The sequence below is a fragment of the Natrinema sp. H-ect4 genome, assembly GCF_041894845.1.
In the GTDB taxonomy this organism is placed as follows: Archaea; Halobacteriota; Halobacteria; order Halobacteriales; family Natrialbaceae; genus Natrinema.
Map to the genome: position 1 here is coordinate 76,245 of NZ_JBHDYC010000015.1, position 19,593 is coordinate 95,837.

The following is a 19,593-nucleotide window of genomic DNA, read 5'->3' on the forward strand; positions in this document are numbered from 1 at the left end:
GAGCGTGATGCCGTCTCCGAAGGGATAGCTTCAACCCGTTCGAGTCCCCTTTCACACCTATGCCACAGGCGGTCGTCTTCGATCTCGATTACACGCTCGCCGTTCCCCAGCGGGATCGAGCGACGATTCTCGAGGATGCCACGACCGCAACCGGTGCGCCGTCGCTCACTCGTGACGCGTATCTCGCGGCCCACCGCCGGAACCTCACCACCGAGACGCGCGAGCCAATCTTCGCCGACCTGCTCGCGGACAGCGAGAGCGACGCCGACCCGGCCGCGGTCGCGACGGCCTACCGCGAGACGATCGCCGACGACCTCGAGGCGCTCCCCGGGGTCGAAGCCATGCTCGCGGACCTGCGCGGCGAGTACCGGGTCGGCCTGCTCACCAACGGCCCCGTCCGCGCCCAGCGGGACAAACTCGAGACGCTGGGCTGGGAGGATGCCTTCGACGCCGCGCTCGTGACGGGCGAACTCGAGGCCGGGAAGCCCGATCCGCGCGCGTTCGAGGCGATCACCGGCGAACTCGGCGTCGACCCGGCCGACGCGGTCTACATTGGCGACGAGGTCGAGGCCGATATTCGGGGCGCGACTGAGGCGGGGATGCGAGCGATTCAGGTGCTGCTCGAGGACGGTCCCGAGCCCGATTCGCGCGCGATCACACACGTCGACCAGCGGGAGATCGCAGCGACGATTCCGGAACTCGTTGCGACGCTCGAGTGAAACGGCCCCTGTGATACCTTTTCAGCCCGACGGACGTTTTCTTTCGGTGAGCTATTGCGCTCTCCCCGGAATCGTTCAGTACAGGAGAAGGGCGTATCACTCGAGACTGGTCGACCGGCGTGCGGTGGCGCGCGCTGGGCCGCGGTGAATGCCAATGAACCGCGGCACGACGCTGCGCGAGGGATGAGCGAGTGAGCAGAGCGAACGAGCGAATCGGCTGGGGAGGGTGCGGCCCTCCTAGTTGCCAGGTGAAGTCGTTATAGAACTATCAGACGGTTGTCTTACCAACTATACTCTCACCAACCAATGCGCCGGTAGGTGTATGGAACCGTGTATTCTGATAGAATGGGGTATGACAACGTGTCCTGCTATCGTGGCCACACGGAATCGCCACGCCCTCCCCGGCCGATTCACTCACTGCGTTCGCTCATCCCTCGTGCAATGGTGTCGGCCGCCCTCGCTCGCACTCGGTCGGGCGACAGCGCGCGCCACCGCTTGTGGTACACCCAATTTAGCGGTATTCGTTCTACGCGTCGGGTTCCTCGAGCCGCCGGCTCACTGCCTGTAACACGTCCGTGGCTCGCTTAACCTCGGCGCCGCTCTCGACGAACACGAGCGTTCTCGGCGGCTGCGTCGCCTTCGGCCGCACCCGAAGATCCACGTCGGCTGCCGCCTCAGCCGCGACGTCCTGCCCGGCCTCGAGTTCGAGGTGCGCCCTGTCTTCGTGAATGAACACGCGAGCGATCCGCTCGTCGTGGCGAGTGACGTCGTAGGCGCGAGCGCCGTCGGCCGTCGGTTCGACGTCTCGATCGGCGTTGGTCACGGCGAAGTGTGCGAGTTCGCCGTCCTCGCGGCCGTCGATTTCGCTCGAGAGGAGTTCGGCGATCCGGCGGCCGTCGGTGATCCGGTTTTCGACCATACCGGTCGGTCGGGGTGGCGGGATTAACCGTCTTCGGTGTCGAGCACGGCCTCCCGGGCGATCGGGGCGAGGTCACCGACGTCGATCCCCTGACGGCGGGCGTAGACGACCGCGGCGGCCTCGATGGTCAGGCCGAGTTCCTGCTGTAGCGTATTGATCGCGCCGACGGCCTCGTGTTTCTCCATCCCTTCGGCGACCAGCGAATCGAGCACGCGTTCGAACGCAGAGCGTTCCCGCAGGAGGTCCTCGTCGGGGACGAACTCCTCCGGCACCGTCACCTCCGACGGGTTGAACGTGATCTCGAGGCCGTCGTCACCGCGCTCGAGGAGCCCTTCTTGTGTAGCAATGTCGATCAACCGTTTGGCCTGATCGGGGGAGAACCAGTCCCGATCGAGCGAGAGGGCGACGACGACCTCGTTTTCCTTGAGGCGACGCGCGCCGTGCTGGATGAACGGAGCGGCGACCGCGACGCGAAGGCTCATCGGAGACGACTTGCTCGAGCGGTGAGAAAACGATGGCGGTTCCGGGCGGCGCTCGTCTCCGAAATCACGGTCGGCGGACAGCGCGCGCCACTGCACGTCGGCCCGCGATCAGTCCGAGGCGCGACCGCCGCCGCTGCCACCACTGCCGCCGTTGCGGTCGGCTCGGGACGGCGGCGGGAACTCGGTGGCGGTTGCCTCCGGCGTTTCGGGCAGGACGCAGCGGTCGGGTTCCCGATTGACGTGATAGTACCGTTCCGGCGTGTTCGCGAGGGGGTGTGCGGGGTTCTGATCGCTGTCGATACGGGCGGCCCGGACCTCGTCGAACCCGTTGAGTCGGGCCCGGATGCCGCGCCAGTGATACTGCGTCGCGGTCGGGACGGTGACCGGACGGGGCGATTTCCCGTCGGGATGGCGGGTCGCAAGGATGGCGTTGTTGACGTTGCTGGCGAGCGCGTCGTGATCGATGAGGACGCCGACGGCGGCGTCTCGCGGCGCTCTTGCAGCGAGGACGTCAAGTCCGAGATGCAACGCCCGATACTCGGCGACGTTGTTGTCCGGCGGCGTATCCGCGGTCGCGACGCGTGCGACGCGCGTGCCGTCGCGCGTTTCGATAACGGCACCCAGCCCGCCACCGGAGTCTCGGAAGGACCCGTCGGTTGCGACGTAGAAATCACGATGGTGGGTCCGCGGGGGGTGGGCGATGTGGGGCGTGGGCGACTCGTCGAACAAGTCCCGCAGTGCGGGCCGGCCGTGAGCGGCCATAGAAACGCGTAGGTTATTTGGACACTTAACGATACCGCCCGTGGTAACAGATGGCACTGTTTCACATGGGAGTCACCCGTTCGACGCTATATGGGTACGCCCCCCCCCCTCGGGAAAAACTAACTACATGTGAACATCAGTTAAAAGTGACTATTTCGAGTATTTTGAGGCTGAGACAGTCGAACTACCGATCAGCGGGGGATCCCGGTTTCGACCGATCGGTCCGGACCCTATCTGTGTTGGCGGTAGGTGTAATACCACTTGGTACTTGGTCGAAGTATGAACCAGACGAACGCCAGTCGGATGGAAGCGGCGTGCTCTCTCCTCGCGGAATCCGAACGACGGTACCTTCTCTACCAGTTAGCGGACGACCGAACTGCGAACCTCGAGGATCTCGTCGCGCAGGTCGCGGCTTGGAAACTCGACGTCCACGCCGACGCGGTCGACAAGGAGCGCAGACAGCGAGTGTACGTCTCGTTAGTCCACAATCACTTGCCGCGACTCGAGGATTACGACATCATCGAATACGACCTGCGAAGCGGCGACATCGTGCTGGCAACGGGATTCGAGGACGTCAAACCCCTCCTCGAGCAGTTCCGGCAGACCGAGGACGAACCCGAGATTCGCGAACGGCCGCCGCTCTGAGGGGCGCATATTCTGAGCCGCTGTAACACGACTGGCCCGCTGTAACACGGCTGGCCGAGGCTGCGATCCGGCAGCGACGGATCTCGGTTCTTTCGACCACGACGGAGACGGCTCAATGGCTGCCCGCTCTCGGCGTTTCGAACCGAAACGCATAGGCGATTTCTCCCGAGACGATCACCGTGTCCCGGTATCGAAATCTCGGTCTCTTTCTGATGCTCGCAACGCTGTGGGGCGCGGCGTTCGTCGCGATCAGTGCGGGGCTTTCATATATCCCGCCGATCCTGTTCGCCGCGTTGCGCTACGACATCGCCGGTATCGTGATGCTCGGCTACGCCGCGGTCGCCGTCGATCGATGGCGGCCTCGTACCGGGGCCGAGTGGCGGCAGGTCGCCGTCGGCGCCGTGCTCCTGATCGCGGCCTACCACGCCTTCCTGTTCGTCGGCCAGCAGCACACCACGGCGGCGGCCGCCGCTATCCTGGTGAGTCTCTCGCCGGTTCTGAGCACCGGGTTCGCTCGAGCGCTCGTCCCCGCAGACGCCCTCTCCCCGGTCGGCATCGTCGGCGTCGTCGTCGGCCTCGCCGGCGTCGCGGTCATCGTTCGGCCGGATCCGTCGAACCTACTCGCGACCGGCATCGTGGCGAAGGGGCTCGTTTTCTGTGCTGCGGCGGCGTTCGCGCTCGGCAGCGTCCTCACCCGCCGTTTCGATACCTCGCTGCCGATCGAGACGATGGAAGCCTGGTCGATGCTCGGCGGCGCGCTCGTGTTACACCTCGTCAGCGTCGCGATCGGCGAGCCGCTCGAGCCGACCGCGTGGACCCACCCCGAGGCAATCGGTGCGCTGGCCTACCTATCGCTCGGCGCGAGCGCGATCGGCTTTCTCGTCTACTTCGACCTGCTCGAGCGACTGGGGGCCGTCGAGATCAACATGGTCTCGTACGTCGCACCGATCGTCACCGCGGTGGTCGGCTGGCTCTATCTCGGCGAAGTGGTCGATACCGCGACGCTGATCGGATTCGGGCTCATCGCGGTCAGCTTCTGCCTCGTCAAACGACGGGCGATCCGACGGGAGTTCGGCCACGTTCGATCGCGAGGCTCGAGCGAGTAGTCCACGCGCCGCTACTGGCGATGGGCGTGGCCGACGTACAGCGCGAGGAGGTTGCCGACGATCAGTCCGAGAAACAGAACGCCGTCGAACGAGGACGACAACCCGGTCGCGAGCACGGGGACGTACAGAATCGGCATTGCGATCGCCGCCCAGAATCCCGCGGCGCGGATCGGGGTGGCGAGCCCCGGTGTCGCTCGCTCGAGCATGCCATCCTCATCGTCACGACGTTCGCTCGGCGGGCTCGAGTCGGCGGATCGACGGTCGGTGGCAGAGGGTGGGCTCGCCATTGGGGGAGGTGTGTATTCTCGGCGACGACGCAAATATCGGTCCGACCGTTTCGAACAATCGCGACTGATTCACCGGAATCGTCCGCAGTGAACGAGCGGTTTACCGATCGAAACGATAGTGATAGCCGCAATTAGGCAACCGATCCGAACCCGATTCGGATCAGTGTTTAAATGGGAAGGGACGGCAACGCTCGCCATGAGCGATATCGAACGCATCGAACGGCGGCTGTCGACCGTCGAACGCGCGGTCGTCGACGGCGACCTCGAACTGGCTGCCGTCGGCGACGCTGCGTCCCTCACCGAGGATCTCGCGGCTCTCACCGAACGGGTCGACGCACACGAGCGACGGATCGCCGATCTCGAGGGACGAATCGACGCATTCGACGGACTCGTCGGCTCCGTCGAATCCGTTAACGAGACCGTCGAGAAGCGGGCTAACGGGGCCGTCGCAGCTGTCGATCGGCTCGAGTACCGTCTCGACGAACTCGAGCGCGTCCTTGGCTCTCGCGATACCGGCGATTCCGACGGTGTGAGGGCTGCCCCCAACGACCGAGAGGGCGTCGCGCTCGAACGTGGAACTGAGACACCAGATGGCGGAGGGGAACCGTCCGATAGCGACGGATCGGGGATCCGAGGGAAGACGGCCGCGGCACCCGACTCGGCCACCGGTGGAGACGGTCGCGGGGCACTACCGCCAATCACTGCGAACGAGCAAACCGATGGCTCGCTCTCCGTCGAGCAGACTGCCACGGAAATCGTCGCAGCACCGACCGGCGAAGGCGAGAGCCCGAACCGACAGGACGGGCCCGGTTCCGACGATCGAGCGGACTCGACGGCAACGAGCGCCGATAGCACCTGGAGCGGAAGGCAAGCCACGCAGGACGCGCTCGATTGTCGGCTCGCGGACCCGGCGAACGGCGACCGCTCGACCGAGGAATCGGCGTCGACCGAGGACGACGAACCCGGAAGCGGCATCTTTGAGTCACTTCGGTCGAAGCTCCCGTGATCCGGATCGTCGTTGCCGTTTTGCTCGCGATTGCCCTCATCGTCCTCGCCATCCCGGCGATCGAGCGGGGTGCATCGCTGAACACGCAACGGCAGGTCGAAACAAGCATTACGGCGATCGACGATGCGGCGACGTCCCTCGTAGAAACGGAAGAGATCTCTCCCGACGACCATCCGAACCCCAGGCGAGTCGTCGACGTGCGATTGCCTCGAGGCTCGCTCACGACCGAAGCCGTCACTCATTTCGAGATCACTGTGGCGGAAACCGGACGGTATAGCTCCGTTCGGTACGTTCTCGCGGACGGAACGACGCGGACCGGAGTGATCGACGAACCGGTAGTCTGGAACGATCCACATGGCAACGAATCGGTCGAACTCGACGGAGCTGGTGAGGTACAACTCGTATTGTCGCTCCGAACTGACGAGAACCGAACGCCGATCGTCGTCGCCACCCGTGCTCGAGTTTAAATTGGATGCCGCTGCCACCATCGGTATGTCTCCGCACGGGACCACGCGCCTTCGATCGGTCATCGACGACCTGGGCCTCGGCGGCGTGTTCGGAAATCGAACCGACACTGCCTCGTCGTGTGGCTGCACCGCATCGTTCGACGACGAGACGCTCGTTCTCGACGCGACCGACTGCGATGGCGACCTCGAGAACGCGACCGCCTGCCGTCGAACGGCGATCGAAGCGCTGGCCGAGCGAGCGGCCACACGGATTATCGTCAGATCGAACGGCCTCGAACGCCGGTACGCCGACCGCGGCGTCGACCTCCTCGAGTCTGCCGGGCGGTTCATCTCGCTTCTTGGCGAGCGCGACGAGCGGCTGGCCGCGGCCGCTGCGCGGGACCCGATCGCCGTCGCTTCGGAGGTCCGAACGAGAGCCGGACCGATCGCCGATATCGGCGTCGAATCGGGGCTGATCGCGGCGGCGACCGGTCTCGAGCGCAACGAGACGGTCCTGCCCGCCACCGTCGGGCTCACTATTGGCCAGTACTTCATCGACCGAACGATCGACGACGGCGCGCATCTCAGAGACCTCCAGTCGTTACGGACGGGTAGCGAAGCGCGGATCTACGGCCGATCTGGCGACGTTCCGCGCTATGCTCTCGACGTGGTCGATACGGCCCTCTCCGACACCGATCGGCGACGGCTCCTCGAGGGATACGAGGCGATCGCCGAGGGAGTCGTCGAGGGCGACCGCGCGCCCTCTCGAGCGATCGAGTACGCCAGCGGCGGGCCGGCCGACCGGCTCTTGACGGATATTCTGACGAAACACACGAGCGGGTACGGGATTCTCGAGGACCTGTTCGCCGATCCGCGCGTCACCGACGTGTACGTCACGTCACCGGTGGCAGCGAACCCGATTCGCGTCGTCGTCGACGGAGAGTCGATGCCGACGAACGTCCAGCTCACGCCAAATGGTGCACGAGCACTCGCCTCGCGGGTTCGCCGCACCAGCGGGCGGGCGTTCTCCCGGGCGAGTCCGACGGTCGACGCGACGGCCTCGCTCGGGGATGGCACCGGGATCCGGGTCGCCGGTGTCACCGATCCGGTCGCGGACGGAATCGCCTTCGCCTTCCGGGAGCAGCCCGCCGACGAGTTCACACTCCCGGCGCTCGTCGCGAACGGAACCGTCCCTGCAGCGGTCGCGGCGTTTCTCTCGGTTGCTGTCGAACGTAACGCCGCGACCCTCATCGCTGGTACCCGGGGATCGGGGAAGACGACGCTGCTGGGAACGCTCCTGTACGAACTCGCCCCCGAAACGAGAACGGTCCTGATCGAAGATACGCCCGAACTCCCGGTAGCGGCGTTGCAGTCGGTCGGCCGCGACGTGCAGGCGCTTCGAACCGGAACCGGCGACGGTCCCGAAATATCGGCTGCGGAAGCGCTCAGGACTGCGCTTCGGCTCGGCGACGGAGCCCTCGTTGTCGGCGAAATCCGCGGTGAGGAAGCACAGGTCCTTTATGAGGCCATGCGGGTCGGTGCGAACGCCAACGCAGTGGTGGGAACGATACACGGCGACGGTGCCGACGATGTCTACGAGCGGGTCGTTTCTGACCTCGGCGTCGAACCGTCGTCGTTCGGCGCAACGGACGTCGTCGTCACCGTTCAGGCCTATCGGGCCCCCGATGGACGAAATCGACGACTCGCCAGAGTCGAGGAAGTCATCGAGAACGGCGATGACATCCGATTCGAACCGCTGTACGAACTCGAGGGCGACCGCGCCGTCGCGACGGGGCGGATCGATCGTGGCGAGAGTCGGATCGTGAACCGACTCGCCGGGCCGACCGAGGACTACGCTGCCGTTCGGCGGGCGATTTCCTCGCGAACCGAACTCCTGTCGACGCTCGTGAACGACGGCCGAACGAGCCCACAGGCGGTCGCGACAGCGTACACCGGTCGCGGAGACGAGAGAGGAGATCTCTCTCGGAGCGACGAGACGGCTCACACCGATCGGACCGACGAGCCACCAGCTCCCAATAAGGGCGGTGAGCCACCGGCTACCGATTGGGGCGGCGGGTGATCTCGAGATGCCGTTGGTACCGTTTCTCGTTCAGTCGCTCGCCGCACTGTACCCGGCCGATGTCGCCGTCAGTGATGCCCTCGCGGAGTCGCTGTCGTTTACCGACTCTCGCTATGATGGCGAGACGATCGTCCGAGCGGGATACGGAGCCGGTATCGTCGCCGCCGTCATGCCGCTGCCGTTGTTGCTGACGTCGGCTCCGATTTCGTTCGTCCTGTTTTTCGTGCTCGTGTTCCCGCTCGCGGCGATTCACAGCGTCCATTCGATGCCGCACTTGCAGGCGGCGTTCCGCAGAACCGAGGCGCTCGGCGAGACGCCGAACCTCGTCGGACGGGCGGTGTTGCGCATGCAGGTACAGCCGGCGCTGGAGAGCGCGGTTCGGTTTGCGGCCGAGACCGGCTCCGGCCCGTTGTCCACGAGTCTCTCCGGCCACATCGATCGATCGATTGGAACGTCCGGGACGGGTCTGCTCTCATTCGCCGAGGAATGGGCCGAGTGGTTCCCGGCGCTTCGGCGGTCCTCGCATCTGCTCGTTGCCGCCCAGGACGCACCCGATGCCGAACGTGTCCGGACGCTCGATCGATCGCTCTCGGCCGTTCTCAACGGTACTCGCAGCCAGATGGCGGATTTTACGTCGGCGATCCGCGCACCGGCGACCGGGCTGTTCGCCTTCGGGATCATGCTTCCGCTCGCGCTCGTCTCGCTCGTTCCGACGGTGCCAATGGTCGGCTATTCCGTCAACATCTGGCTGTTCGTGCTGCTGTACAACGTTGTTCTCCCCGGAACCCTGATCGCGGCGAGCCTCTGGCTGCTCGTCCGTCGACCGGTCGCGTTTCCGCCCCCCGCGATCAACCACAGGCATCCGGATGTTCCCGATCGACTCCGATTGCGGCTGCTATGGGGAATCCTCGCTGGCGTTTGTGGGTACGTAACGATTGCTACGATCGGCCCCGGCCACCTCGCACCGGTCGCGGCAATCGGCCTCGGCGTCGGCGTCGCATTGGTCGCAACGTATCGTCCCGTCCTCGCGGTTCGGCAGTACGTCCGCGACGTTGAAGCCCACCTGACCGACGCGCTCTACATCGTCGGCCGGCAGGTCGCCGAAGGCGAGTCCGTGGAGTCGGCGGTCGAACTCGCTGGCGACCGCGTCCCCGCAGAGACCGGTGCCGTCTTCGAAGACGCCGCCGGGATTCAGCGGCGGCTCCATACGGGCGTTCGAGAGGCATTTCTCGGTCGGTACGGTGCCCTTCGAAACGTTCCGAGTCCCCGGACTCGAGGGACCGCCGCGTTGCTCGCGATCGCCTCGGAAGAGGGGAAACCCGCCGGCCGAGCAATCGTCTCCATGGCCGACCATCTGGAGGAACTCGAGGCCGTCGAAGCCGAGACGAAACGAAACCTCGAGCAGGTTACCGGGACGCTCGACAACACGGCGGCGTATTTCGCTCCGCTCGTCGCCGGCGCGACCGTCGGCATGGCCGCCATGATGTCGAGCGAGGATATCATCGCTTCGGGAGAGGTGGAAGCCGCTGCATTCCCCGCGGAATCGCTCGCGGTCGTCGTCGGTCTCTACCTGATCGCGCTCTGTTTCATCATTACCCCGCTCTCGATCGGACTTCGTCACGGTCTCGACCGGGCCCTCGTCGGGTATCACGTCGGTCGTACGCTCGTCTCGGCGATGATCCTCTACGTCCTGACCGTCGCCGTCATCGGCGTCTTGCTCTGATCAGTTCGGTCCCGCGCTCGTCGCGTCGCGGCTCTCGATCCGGCCTCGTTTCGATTCGGACTCAGATTTAAATACGAATACGCGGCCACCAGCAGCATGGATCTGGAAGCCCCGGCCGACGCGTGGTACGTCTGGCTGGCGGTCTCGATTATCAGCGCCGCCGTCGCCGGTATCGCACTCGGGCTACCGACCGGACCACCCCCGGACACGAACCGAGCCGTAAACACCATCGAGCGAACCGCAGGGAGCTCGTACGACGCGAGTGCCACGTACGATCACGACGCGACCGAGATCAAGTTCGATGGCCGAACGATCGCGATGCGAAACGAGCACGGTACTTCCCGCGCGAGTCTCAGCTACGGCCACGTCGTCCCCGTGATGGGGCACGAACGCCTCGAGAACCTCTCCGAAGGACGCCCCTTCGAAGCGGAGTATGAAGCGGAACTCGATGAGACGGAGACGAACGCGCTCGAGGTATTTCTCGAGGACGTCGAAGACGCCTACGCGGACAACTCCGGTGAATGGCGGACCGCGGACGACCAGTTACGGGTCCGAACGGTCAGTACGACGCCAGTTCCGACGATACGCGCGTCTGTCGAAGCGATCTCTGCGGGGCACTCGACCCACGACGTCACGTTCGCGTACGAGGCAAACACTGACACGAAGCTGACCTTTGACATCCAAAGTGAGGAACAGGACGCGTACATCGAGAAAACCGTCGAAGCGACTCCCTCGAGAGAAACCGCGCCCGCTGGACCGTACGATTTCCAGAAGAACAGCTGGTTAGAATTCCCAATCCACGTCAATATTACCGCCGAAAACACCGAACTCTGTGAGGAGACTATCCGAGCAGACCGCGGCAGTGAGATGGTACCCATCTGTGAGTCCGGGGGAGAAACAATCGACGTCTCGGACGAAACCGTCGAGACCCACGGATACGTGAACCGAAATCGCGAATCGGAGTCGTACTATGTCACGCTCGTCACCGTCTAACGGACAGCGCGGGCAGACCGAGCCGCTCGCCGCGCTCGTCGCCGTCTCGGCGCTCATCGTCGGTATCGGACTCTACGGTCTCTATCTGACGGATACGCTTCCAGGAACCACCGACCGGACGACCGAAGAGACGGCAGTGACTCGGATCAAAGGGGACATCGAGACCGATGGCGTCGTTCGCAGTTCTGATCACGACGAACTCGAGACTCTGATCGAGACGGAATCGCTCCCTCACGGACGGAACGTCTACGTGCAGGTGACGGTCATCGATGACGGCCGTGAGACCGTCGTCGCCGACGCGTTGTTCGGAACTGACGGGCAACCGAATCGCGATCCGATCGAGAGCGGCGAGCTAGAGGGGCCGCCGGCCGAAGCCGGCGTTGCCACCCGTCCCATCGCCGTCGCCACGAGACCCGGTGCGGTCCGCGGTGGAACGCTACTCGTTGGGGTGTGGAACGGATGAGCGCCGACCGCGCCGTGAGTACGGTCATGGACGTCGCGATGGCCCTCCTGTTCATTAGCGCCAGCGTCCTGCTGATCGGGATCCACCTGCACAACTCGGACGACAAGTTCGACGAGAATCGAGCCGACCGGACGGCCGAACTTCTCGGCGAATCGACCATCAGCGTTCAGTACAGCCTCGAAGACGCCGAGCCGATCGCAGATCGGGAGGGAGTGTACCACCGAACCGAGTACGGCTCGGCCACCGGACTCCTCGCGGACGCGGCCGTCGCGAACGTCCATGTCGACGGCACTCGAATTCGCTCTACAGGCGACGAGTTCGAAACGGCCGTCGGTGCGTCCGTCGAAAGCGCCCTCATCGGGTCGAACCGCCATTTCTACGTCACCGCCGAGTGGGAACCCTACGACGACGCGGCGATCAACGGCACGGCGACAGCCGGCGAACGACCGCCGCCGAACGAGGATGTCTCGAGCGTCACGCTGACGGCCTCGAGCGGGATTCCTGCCGTCGATTCGGACGAGATCGAATCCGCGTATCTGAACGCCGATACGTACTGGAACGACTACCTTGGCGATCGAACCGACTTCGTCGAGAGCCCGGAGAACGCGTCGTTCGAAGCGGCCGGAATGGTCATCGGGAACGCGATCGTCGACGGCTACTTCCCGCCCGCGGCAACCCAACGATCCCTCGAGAGTCAGGGGCTCTCCCACGAACTCACCGTTTCACAGTACGAGCGGCTGGTGAAATCGCTCGAGTACGAGTTCACGGGGACGACGGCTCCGGCTCACCACGGCCCGCTCAAGCGCGAGGAGGCGGACGCGGTCGAAGCGAACGCGCAGGTGGTTCGCGGGATCGCGGACGCGGACACGTTCGGCCGGAACGGGCTGGGACACTGGCTCGGGGAGGACCTGCAAACGGCGCTGGCAGACGAAATCGCGGCGATCGATGAGCAGTACGACGGCGAGCGACGCGACGAGGAGATCGCGGCGTTGCTCGCCGACGAAGTCTCGACTGACGAGGTCACGATTACGATTCAAACCTGGTACGTATGACACGCAGACCACACACAGTTTCGATCGCAGACGACGACCGAGCCCGGATTCCGTTCGCCCTGATCGCCGTATTGCTACTGGTCAGTAGCATCGCGATTGTCGGCGTGCTGGAGTCTAGAGAAACCCCGGATGTCGACACCGATCAGGCGCTCGCCATGGATCGCGCCGAGTCGGTTGCGATCGCCGAACTGCGGCAGGCGGTCGTCCGCGCGACCGAAGACGCCGCCGGTGCCCCCGTCACGTCGACCGACGGAGCAGATGCTCCCGTCAGCGCCGCAATGGACGACGACGAGGCCGTCTTCGACCAGTATCTCAAACTCCTCATCTACCGAGAGGTCTCGGAGTCGTTCGCGAGCGCCCACCAGCAATTCGATGGGGAGACGACCGCGGAGGCCTCCGTCGAACGGATCGACTGGAGCGACAGCGACGACCTCGAAGCGGCGATCGATCGCGTTTCGCTCGAGAAAGGCGAATCGGGCGTTCTCACCGTTGCGGTCGACGGCATCGAACTCACCGTCGACGAAACGGAGGGTCAGCCAGTTACCGAGCGACGGGAGCTGTCGGTGACTGTCGGCACGCCGCTCTACCAGCTCAAAAACCGGACCGACGAGTTCCAATCACAGCTTAACACGGGCTTTTTCGAAAGCGACGGCCAGTACGACGGCTTCGGGCGATACTTCGCCGCTCGGATGTACCCGTACGCGTGGGGGAAAGCCTACTACGACCGCCTCGCCAGCGGTGATCGCGCCTTCCACAATCTCACACCCAACGAGCACACTGAAGTCATGGTCAACGATGCCGTCTTCGGGCTTCAGGAGAAAACCTTCGGTACCACTGACCCGTACAAGGACCGGGCTATGCTTTTGCCGACGCTCTGTATGGCCGGTGATCTCGCCTCGAGCGCGGGCGACATCGAAACCTCGGACTTCCTCCCGGACGGCGAGGCGAGTACCCTCTCTAATCGGACGAATCTCTGTGATGCGATCTGATCGATCAGGAAGGGGAACTTCCGGATCCGCCGACTGTACAGGATATTGTGCTGACGATGCTCGAGGACAATGTCGAGACTGATGTCGAGATTCAAGCGCATCCGTTCGCCGATGTCGCGTATATGCAGATGGCGAGTGGAATGACTATGGAGCAAGTGGAATCGGAATTCAATGACTCGCTCATGAAAACCAATAGGTTTGACAAAGATTACCTTATTAGCTATTATTCAGATAGTTTAAACAATCAAGATATCGCTGACAGAGTTGGCAACCTTCGTGATGATAATGGGGGTGTTATGGGGGATATAGAAGAGGAATTTCTGAGTAGTGCTCCTCAACAAGATATATTATCAAAGTCTATAGAAGATGTGTATAGCGCAGATATAACAACGGCAGAGATTGGACCAAATAAACATACTGGATTGCCGGATCCAACTCCTCCGAGTGAATGGGCTCAGAATCCCAACAACTGGTCTGGACCGGTTAATATTACCTATCATGCTGGTATCTCGCCGGCAGAAGCTGAAGTCTCAATCCATACAGTATCCGATAACGGCGATACCGGGTTTGATAATCGAGATCTCGCCGAAGTCAGTATATCATATAAGAATTCGATCGGTGTTGAAGCAGAATGGGAACATGAGGAGGAAAACAGGTCGTCATACATATCCTGGGATTGGGAAGAGAACGCGACGTATAGTGCTAGCTATGAAATCAGTGGAAACTTCGTTTCTGATGATCTCGCGGTTGATCATGAGTCTCGTGGTATTCAATCGCTTATTGAGGAGGATACTTGGAAGGAAGGGTACAGTGTCGTAGATAATTTCAAAGATGTTGAAACAAGAGCAGTGAGAAAGACATTCGATCTAAGTTCAACATCTGTACAGTCACAAGAACAGGAACTCGAGCGTAAAATAGAACAATCCAGCCACTCGATAATCACGGAGAACGATTTCGAGAGGGCGATTCCATACTCCTCAGATCCAGATATACATGTCAAGCCTCGGAATGAGAAAGAATTGTACGAGTGGGTATTATCCAAACTCAATCAGACCCATTATGAAATTATAACAACTGTTGAGCCACATCAGACTGATCTCTGGAATATGGTTGAAAAGCCGAGTCCACTCGATAGAGTCGAAGGAAATATCCGTCAGAAAGAATATCAATTAGTATATCAAAATACCTCTGTACCCTATGAAAACACAGCTGACCTTCTCCGATCGGAGGTTCGGAAACGATACTTCGAGAACACTTACAATAATATTGATCTGATCAGCGGCTGGCACGACGAGACACTCGGCGAGAGTAGTGGTGTACTTAATGATCTCCTTGGTGGCTTTCTCGATACCAGTAACGATCTCCTCGGTGGTCCCATGAACTTCATTGATCAGATGATGGACCCCGAAACACGTCCTGAGGATGCACAAGCATCACTCAAGAATTCACCACTGATGGATGACGTAAAATATCAGGTTGAAGCATCACCAACGTATCTATCGTTAGAGACTGTTAATCGGACCGATATTCCTGCAGTTAGGCCGAAAGATGGGAATACTCTTGGCATTTCTAATATAAATGAAACGAAACATACTCCAATGGGTGCTGGCTATCTCAATAGCGTCGGACACCCAGGTTTTCCTCTCATGCCGTGGCCGTCACTGTTCTATCTGCAACTCGATGCGTATTATCTCGAGGTACAGGGAGAATATGCTCGGTTCGAAGTACGTTCAAATAGTGGAGATCCAACAAACACAGGTGAAATGGCCTATGTTCGACAAAATTTGAACGTGGCGATTGATACACCACCTTGGGCCAAGGCAGACGAACTTGCTGTTGGATCTGTTGAATCTATTTCATTCGATAATACCCTTGTAATTCCAATTGTTGTTCCCAGTCCACAACTGATAGCTAAAGGATCTCCTGGTGTTGGAGATACATGGCGATATAAAAAATCAAACTCGCCACAGGAAGAGTGTACGGTTGGGTGGAACAATACTGGGCCTAATCCTGATACTACTAATACAAATTGTATCTCAAATGGGAATCTCCCAGCTAATAGTTAAACAATATTTTAACTATATTTCTAATTCATAGAGTTTATGGCGTATATATTGCCTTCAGCTGTTGGAATATAGAGAGTGCCATCGGAGACAGCAGGTGACGCTCTAATTGATTCACCTTCATCTTCTCCAAGATTTTCAAACTTCCACTTGATGGATCCATTTCCTGAATTCAGAGCAAATAGATCATGATAACTAGAAACATAGACAATCCCATTAGCAACTATTGGCTTTGAGCGTACACTGTATCGAAGGTCCTTCGGTCCCCAAACATGATCTTGAGAATCTCGATCAATAGCAAAAAACTTCTGAGCACCCGCACCAGCTCCACCGAAATAGATCGTCCCATCTGCTATTGATGGACTACATTCTACGCTTGCATTAATTTCTATTGACCACTCTTCAGATCCATTCTGAGTATCGATCGCATACAGGCGTTGGTCTTCGCCACCAACATAAACCGTCCCGTCTTTGACTGCTGGATTACTCTCACCTAATGGTTCTCCTGCTGGATTTTCGAATTCCCACTCGACCTCGCCAGTCTCGAGATCTACCGCATATAGGGTATTTTCACCCGCAAAATACACAGTTCCACCAGCAACGGCAGGAACATTTGTATGCGGTCCTCCGCCCTGATAATTTCGCATATTATGCAGGGGTTTTTCGTCACCAGATTCCGGATCAAAGCGATGGAGAATCAGATTCTGCGTACCGACTACTGCATTGTCAGCGATCACAGGGTTTACGCTACTGATTCCTACATCATTCCGCCAGATCACCGAATCGCCCCCACGCTCTACTGCGACAATCCCGTCTTTCGTTCCGGCGTACACCGCTTTATCAGAAACAGCAGGATGAGCACTAGGAGATGCATTCACTTGTTTCTTCCATTCAAGCTCCTCAGTCGCAAGGTCGACTGCGTGGAGATGGTTGTCTGCAGCGACGTACAACGTCCCGTCAACGATTGCCGGACTGTTACTAATCACTCCTTCCGATTCAAAGACGGTCCGCAGTTCTACCTCTTCACCACTCGGTCCAGTCGCCGTCGGATGATGGCCAGTATTCTGTGGGTCGACGCCGTACATCGGCCATCTGGTAGGTGAGAGTTCCTCGCTGTTTTCAGGTTCGTCACTCGTCTCGTCACTATTCGTACACCCAGCCAGCGTTGCAAGCCCCGCAGTAACGCTCGCACAACTCGCCAACCAGTTCCGGCGCGTCCGAATCGATTTCCGACCCATGTTATGTACGGTTACTTTACTTCAGCAAAGTATAATTCTTAGGATACTGTCTCGATCAGAAACACCGGTATCGAATCGGATCAATCGCGGAGTAGTAGTTGACCATCATCGGATTCGCCCCTCGAGCGACAGTCATCCCGACAAACAGAGAGACCGACTTTCAGGACCGGGACGGAGGTTCAAAAAGGATGACGCACCACCCTCAGTATGATCGCTATCGCCGGCGCGAAGGGTGGCTGTGGAAAGACGGTAACGACGATCGGACTTGCGGAGGCCGTCGGGAGACGTGGAACGACATCGATCGCGGTCGACGCCGATTGCCAACTGCCGAACTTGCACGTTGTGGGCGGCGTTGATCGGACGCCGACGCTCGCCGCACTCGAGTCTGACGCCGACGTCGAATCGGTCGTCCAACGGAGTCCCCGAACGTCGAACGTTGGGCTGTTGTCGGCCCCCAAATCGTCGAACGAGGTGAACTTCGAGGTGGCGCTCGACCGGCTCGAGTCCGACACCATCCGAACGTTCGTGGACTGTCCGTCGGGGGCGGGGATCGATGTCGTCGAACCGCTCTCGGCGGCCAAGGGAGTGATCGTCGTCACGACTGATAGCGAGCGCAGCATCTCCGCTGCGGAAACGACGATCGAGATGGCCCGCCGACTCGAGGTGCCGATTGTCGGAACGGTGGTAAACAGATGCGAGAGCGTCCCGAAGACGGTCAGGTCGTGGACCGACGTGCCGGTTCTGGGCCGGGTGCCCGACGGAACGGCACCGCTGACGGACGAGGCGACTCGAGCGGCCTACGACGAGATTGCGGCGACGATAGCGACGAGAACCGCGATGGATGGATCGGCTCCACCGTACGACGACGATCTGCTGCGGACCGGGTACGATCCACTCGATCGGGCGCTCGGTGGCGGGCTGGAACCGGGATCCATGGTTGCGGTCGTGGCGGCCCCGGCCAGTCGCTCCGAACGGTTTCTCTCCGAGGCGACTGCCGTCCGCGGCACGCTCTATCTGTCGACTGAACGGTCGTCGGACAACGTTCAGCGAGCGCTCGAGTCCGTTCCGACGGCGACTGGAAATCCGACAGTCCGCCGTCTCAGTGCTGAGAACGGGCTCGCTGAGGCGAGATCGATGGCCGATAAACTCCCGGCGTCGTCCACGCTGATCGTCGATCCCGTGAACGCACTCGAGCGGGACGGTCGTGACGAGTACGTCTCGTTTCTCGACGACCTCAAAGAGCAACTGGTCGAAACCGGGAGCATCGGCCTGTTACACTGTCTAAAGGGTCATACGATTCCGTCGAATCGAACAGTGACGACGCACGCAGCCGATGCGGTTTTCGAGATAACGGCGGTCACGCCCGAGACAGGAGCGAACGTCGAACACTATCTGTCGGTTCCGAAGTATAGAGCCGACGGGGCGACCACGGAGGCGATCGAACTCGAGTTCGGAGAGGAGACGGTTGCCCCGACTAGTGACGCGTTCTGACTCGCTCTCTGAGACGTAGCCGACTCATACCTGATCTCCGGTATCGTACCGATCAGTGGACACCGATTCGATCGGTCAGCCGTTTCTCGCAGCGTTCGATCCGCCGGGCGACCGTCCGAACGGCGTCGACGGCCGAACAGTCGGGATGGACGTCGCGAACGGGACGCCGGTGGGCCTGCGCGTCGGCGACCGCCGGCAGTTCCTCGAGCCCGATCGCCGGCGCGCCGAAGTACCGCTCGACGTGGTCACCGATCCGATCGATGGCCGCAGTGTCGGCCCTGTTGAGGACGACGGCTGCGACCGGCGTCTCGAGAGCGAGGGCGAGCCGCTTCGTCCGGAGCGCATCGGTCAGGGCCGGCTCGGTCGGCGTCGTCACGAGGACGGTCAGCTGGGCGCTTGCGAGTTGTCGGCCCACGTCACGCGCCAGCCCGGCGGGACAGTCGACGAGGACGCGACCGAATGCGCGTTCGATCCGGTCGATCACTCGCGCGAACGCGGTCAGGTCCGCAGCGCGAGCGCCGGCGAGGGTTCGCCCGCACGGAAGGACGCGCACCGCATCGCGGCGGTCGATCGCCTCGAGTGGGTCGGCGCGACCGGCGAGCACATCGTGGAGGTTCGGGCCGTGACCGCGCGGGAGGTCGGCGGTCGTGAGGTCGCCGTCGACGACGACCGCGTCCAGTTCGCGACCGAGGTTCAACGCGATCGTCGATTTACCGACGCCGCCTTTGCCGCCGCTGACGGCGACGATCATCGCTGCCGTTCGAGAACGTCGGGCGTCGGTTTCCACTCGGTCAGTGACGCGAGCGCCTCGGCCTCGCTCGCCGACCGATCGGTCGAGGCCCGCCGAGCGGCAACTACTTCGAGCGGTGGCTCAGCGGGCGCTGCGGGACTCGCGAAGCCGATACCGCGGTGCTGGTTCGGTTCCACGATCCCGTCCCAGCCTGCGTCGGTCCACTCGGGGTCTGGATGCGGTCCGCGACCTGGATGCCAGAGGGGGCCGTCGAGTCGGCTCTCGATACGAACCCGTTGTGGCGTCGTCGCGGTGGTCACGACGGTCGCGGAAACCAGCGTCACTCCCTCGATCCGGTCGATTACCCAGTCGAGTTCGATCACGGTCGTGTTGGCCGCT

20 protein-coding genes are annotated in these 19,593 nt (G+C 61.5%); 13 read left to right on the forward strand and 7 right to left on the reverse strand.

Features of this window, described 5'->3' with window-relative positions; translation table 11 throughout:
* Nucleotides 1-59 precede the first annotated feature (59 nt).
* Nucleotides 60-719 (forward strand): HAD family hydrolase, encoded by a 660-nt coding sequence (locus ACEWFR_RS18005; RefSeq protein WP_374062351.1) that lies wholly within the window; start codon nt 60-62, stop codon nt 717-719.
* A 526-nt stretch (nt 720-1,245) separates the two neighbouring features.
* On the opposite strand, the gene ACEWFR_RS18010 is transcribed toward ACEWFR_RS18005, so the two are convergent.
* The 3 genes from ACEWFR_RS18010 to ACEWFR_RS18020 form a co-directional block, all read right to left on the reverse strand.
* Nucleotides 1,246-1,638: a hypothetical protein gene (locus ACEWFR_RS18010; RefSeq protein WP_374062352.1), complete on the reverse strand. Its 393-nt coding sequence runs from the start codon at nt 1,636-1,638 to the stop codon at nt 1,246-1,248.
* Nucleotides 1,639-1,661: 23 nt separating this feature from the next.
* Complete coding sequence (locus ACEWFR_RS18015) at nt 1,662-2,120, reverse strand: DUF2240 family protein (protein ID WP_374062353.1); 459 nt, start codon at nt 2,118-2,120, stop codon at nt 1,662-1,664.
* A 108-nt stretch (nt 2,121-2,228) separates the two neighbouring features.
* Nucleotides 2,229-2,882 carry a reverse transcriptase-like protein gene (locus tag ACEWFR_RS18020; RefSeq protein ID WP_098725778.1) on the reverse strand — a complete coding sequence of 218 codons (654 nt, stop codon included), beginning with the start codon at nt 2,880-2,882 and terminating at the stop codon, nt 2,229-2,231.
* 279 nt (nt 2,883-3,161) lie between these two features.
* Here ACEWFR_RS18020 and ACEWFR_RS18025 point away from each other — a divergent pair, with 279 nt between their 5' ends.
* Both ACEWFR_RS18025 and ACEWFR_RS18030 read left to right on the forward strand, forming a co-directional pair.
* The gene (locus ACEWFR_RS18025) at nt 3,162-3,527 is read left to right on the forward strand and encodes a hypothetical protein (RefSeq protein WP_374062354.1); all 366 of its coding nucleotides are present in this window, start codon (nt 3,162-3,164) and stop codon (nt 3,525-3,527) included.
* A gap of 179 nt (nt 3,528-3,706) precedes the next feature.
* Complete coding sequence (locus ACEWFR_RS18030; protein ID WP_374062355.1) at nt 3,707-4,633, forward strand: DMT family transporter; 927 nt, start codon at nt 3,707-3,709, stop codon at nt 4,631-4,633.
* A gap of 11 nt (nt 4,634-4,644) precedes the next feature.
* Here ACEWFR_RS18030 and ACEWFR_RS18035 read toward each other — a convergent pair whose 3' ends face one another.
* Nucleotides 4,645-4,920: a hypothetical protein gene (locus ACEWFR_RS18035; protein WP_374062356.1), complete on the reverse strand. Its 276-nt coding sequence runs from the start codon at nt 4,918-4,920 to the stop codon at nt 4,645-4,647.
* A 196-nt stretch (nt 4,921-5,116) separates the two neighbouring features.
* On the opposite strand from ACEWFR_RS18035, the gene ACEWFR_RS18040 reads away from it, so the two are divergent.
* The 9 genes from ACEWFR_RS18040 (at nt 5,117) to ACEWFR_RS18080 (ending at nt 15,738) form a co-directional block, all read left to right on the forward strand.
* Nucleotides 5,117-5,926 carry a hypothetical protein gene (locus ACEWFR_RS18040; protein WP_374062357.1) on the forward strand — a complete coding sequence of 270 codons (810 nt, stop codon included), beginning with the start codon at nt 5,117-5,119 and terminating at the stop codon, nt 5,924-5,926.
* Entirely contained in the window at nt 5,923-6,393 is a 471-nt protein-coding gene (locus ACEWFR_RS18045) for a hypothetical protein (RefSeq protein ID WP_374062358.1), read from the forward strand. Before ACEWFR_RS18040 ends, ACEWFR_RS18045 begins: the two co-directional genes overlap by 4 nt.
* A 25-nt stretch (nt 6,394-6,418) precedes the next feature.
* Nucleotides 6,419-8,452 carry an ATPase, T2SS/T4P/T4SS family gene (locus ACEWFR_RS18050; protein ID WP_374062359.1) on the forward strand — a complete coding sequence of 678 codons (2,034 nt, stop codon included), beginning with the start codon at nt 6,419-6,421 and terminating at the stop codon, nt 8,450-8,452.
* A gap of 7 nt (nt 8,453-8,459) precedes the next feature.
* Nucleotides 8,460-10,175: a secretion system protein gene (locus ACEWFR_RS18055; protein WP_374062360.1), complete on the forward strand. Its 1,716-nt coding sequence runs from the start codon at nt 8,460-8,462 to the stop codon at nt 10,173-10,175.
* A 96-nt stretch (nt 10,176-10,271) separates the two neighbouring features.
* On the forward strand, nt 10,272-11,168 hold the full coding sequence (locus ACEWFR_RS18060) for a hypothetical protein (protein WP_374062361.1): 897 nt from the start codon (nt 10,272-10,274) through the stop codon (nt 11,166-11,168).
* Entirely contained in the window at nt 11,146-11,631 is a 486-nt protein-coding gene (locus ACEWFR_RS18065) for a hypothetical protein (protein ID WP_374062362.1), read from the forward strand. The genes ACEWFR_RS18060 and ACEWFR_RS18065 overlap by 23 nt, the downstream gene beginning before the upstream one ends.
* Nucleotides 11,628-12,683, forward strand: coding sequence for a hypothetical protein (locus ACEWFR_RS18070; protein WP_374062363.1), 1,056 nt, complete (start codon nt 11,628-11,630; stop codon nt 12,681-12,683). Before ACEWFR_RS18065 ends, ACEWFR_RS18070 begins: the two co-directional genes overlap by 4 nt.
* Complete coding sequence (locus ACEWFR_RS18075; protein WP_374062364.1) at nt 12,680-13,672, forward strand: hypothetical protein; 993 nt, start codon at nt 12,680-12,682, stop codon at nt 13,670-13,672. The genes ACEWFR_RS18070 and ACEWFR_RS18075 overlap by 4 nt, the downstream gene beginning before the upstream one ends.
* Nucleotides 13,673-13,818: 146 nt before the next feature.
* Nucleotides 13,819-15,738 (forward strand): hypothetical protein, encoded by a 1,920-nt coding sequence (locus ACEWFR_RS18080; protein WP_374062365.1) that lies wholly within the window; start codon nt 13,819-13,821, stop codon nt 15,736-15,738.
* A 20-nt stretch (nt 15,739-15,758) separates the two neighbouring features.
* On the opposite strand, the gene ACEWFR_RS18085 is transcribed toward ACEWFR_RS18080, so the two are convergent.
* The gene (locus ACEWFR_RS18085; RefSeq protein ID WP_374062366.1) at nt 15,759-16,820 is read right to left on the reverse strand and encodes a PQQ-binding-like beta-propeller repeat protein; all 1,062 of its coding nucleotides are present in this window, start codon (nt 16,818-16,820) and stop codon (nt 15,759-15,761) included.
* A gap of 360 nt (nt 16,821-17,180) precedes the next feature.
* On the opposite strand from ACEWFR_RS18085, the gene ACEWFR_RS18090 reads away from it, so the two are divergent.
* Nucleotides 17,181-18,464, forward strand: a complete 1,284-nt coding sequence (locus tag ACEWFR_RS18090; RefSeq protein WP_374062367.1) for a P-loop NTPase — start codon at nt 17,181-17,183, stop codon at nt 18,462-18,464.
* A 52-nt stretch (nt 18,465-18,516) separates the two neighbouring features.
* Here the strand turns inward: ACEWFR_RS18090 and ACEWFR_RS18095 are convergent, their stop codons facing one another.
* The gene (locus ACEWFR_RS18095; protein ID WP_374062368.1) at nt 18,517-19,215 is read right to left on the reverse strand and encodes a MinD/ParA family protein; all 699 of its coding nucleotides are present in this window, start codon (nt 19,213-19,215) and stop codon (nt 18,517-18,519) included.
* Nucleotides 19,212-19,577: a hypothetical protein gene (locus ACEWFR_RS18100; protein WP_374062369.1), complete on the reverse strand. Its 366-nt coding sequence runs from the start codon at nt 19,575-19,577 to the stop codon at nt 19,212-19,214. The genes ACEWFR_RS18095 and ACEWFR_RS18100 overlap by 4 nt, the downstream gene beginning before the upstream one ends.
* Between the last annotated feature and the right edge of the window lie 16 nt (nt 19,578-19,593).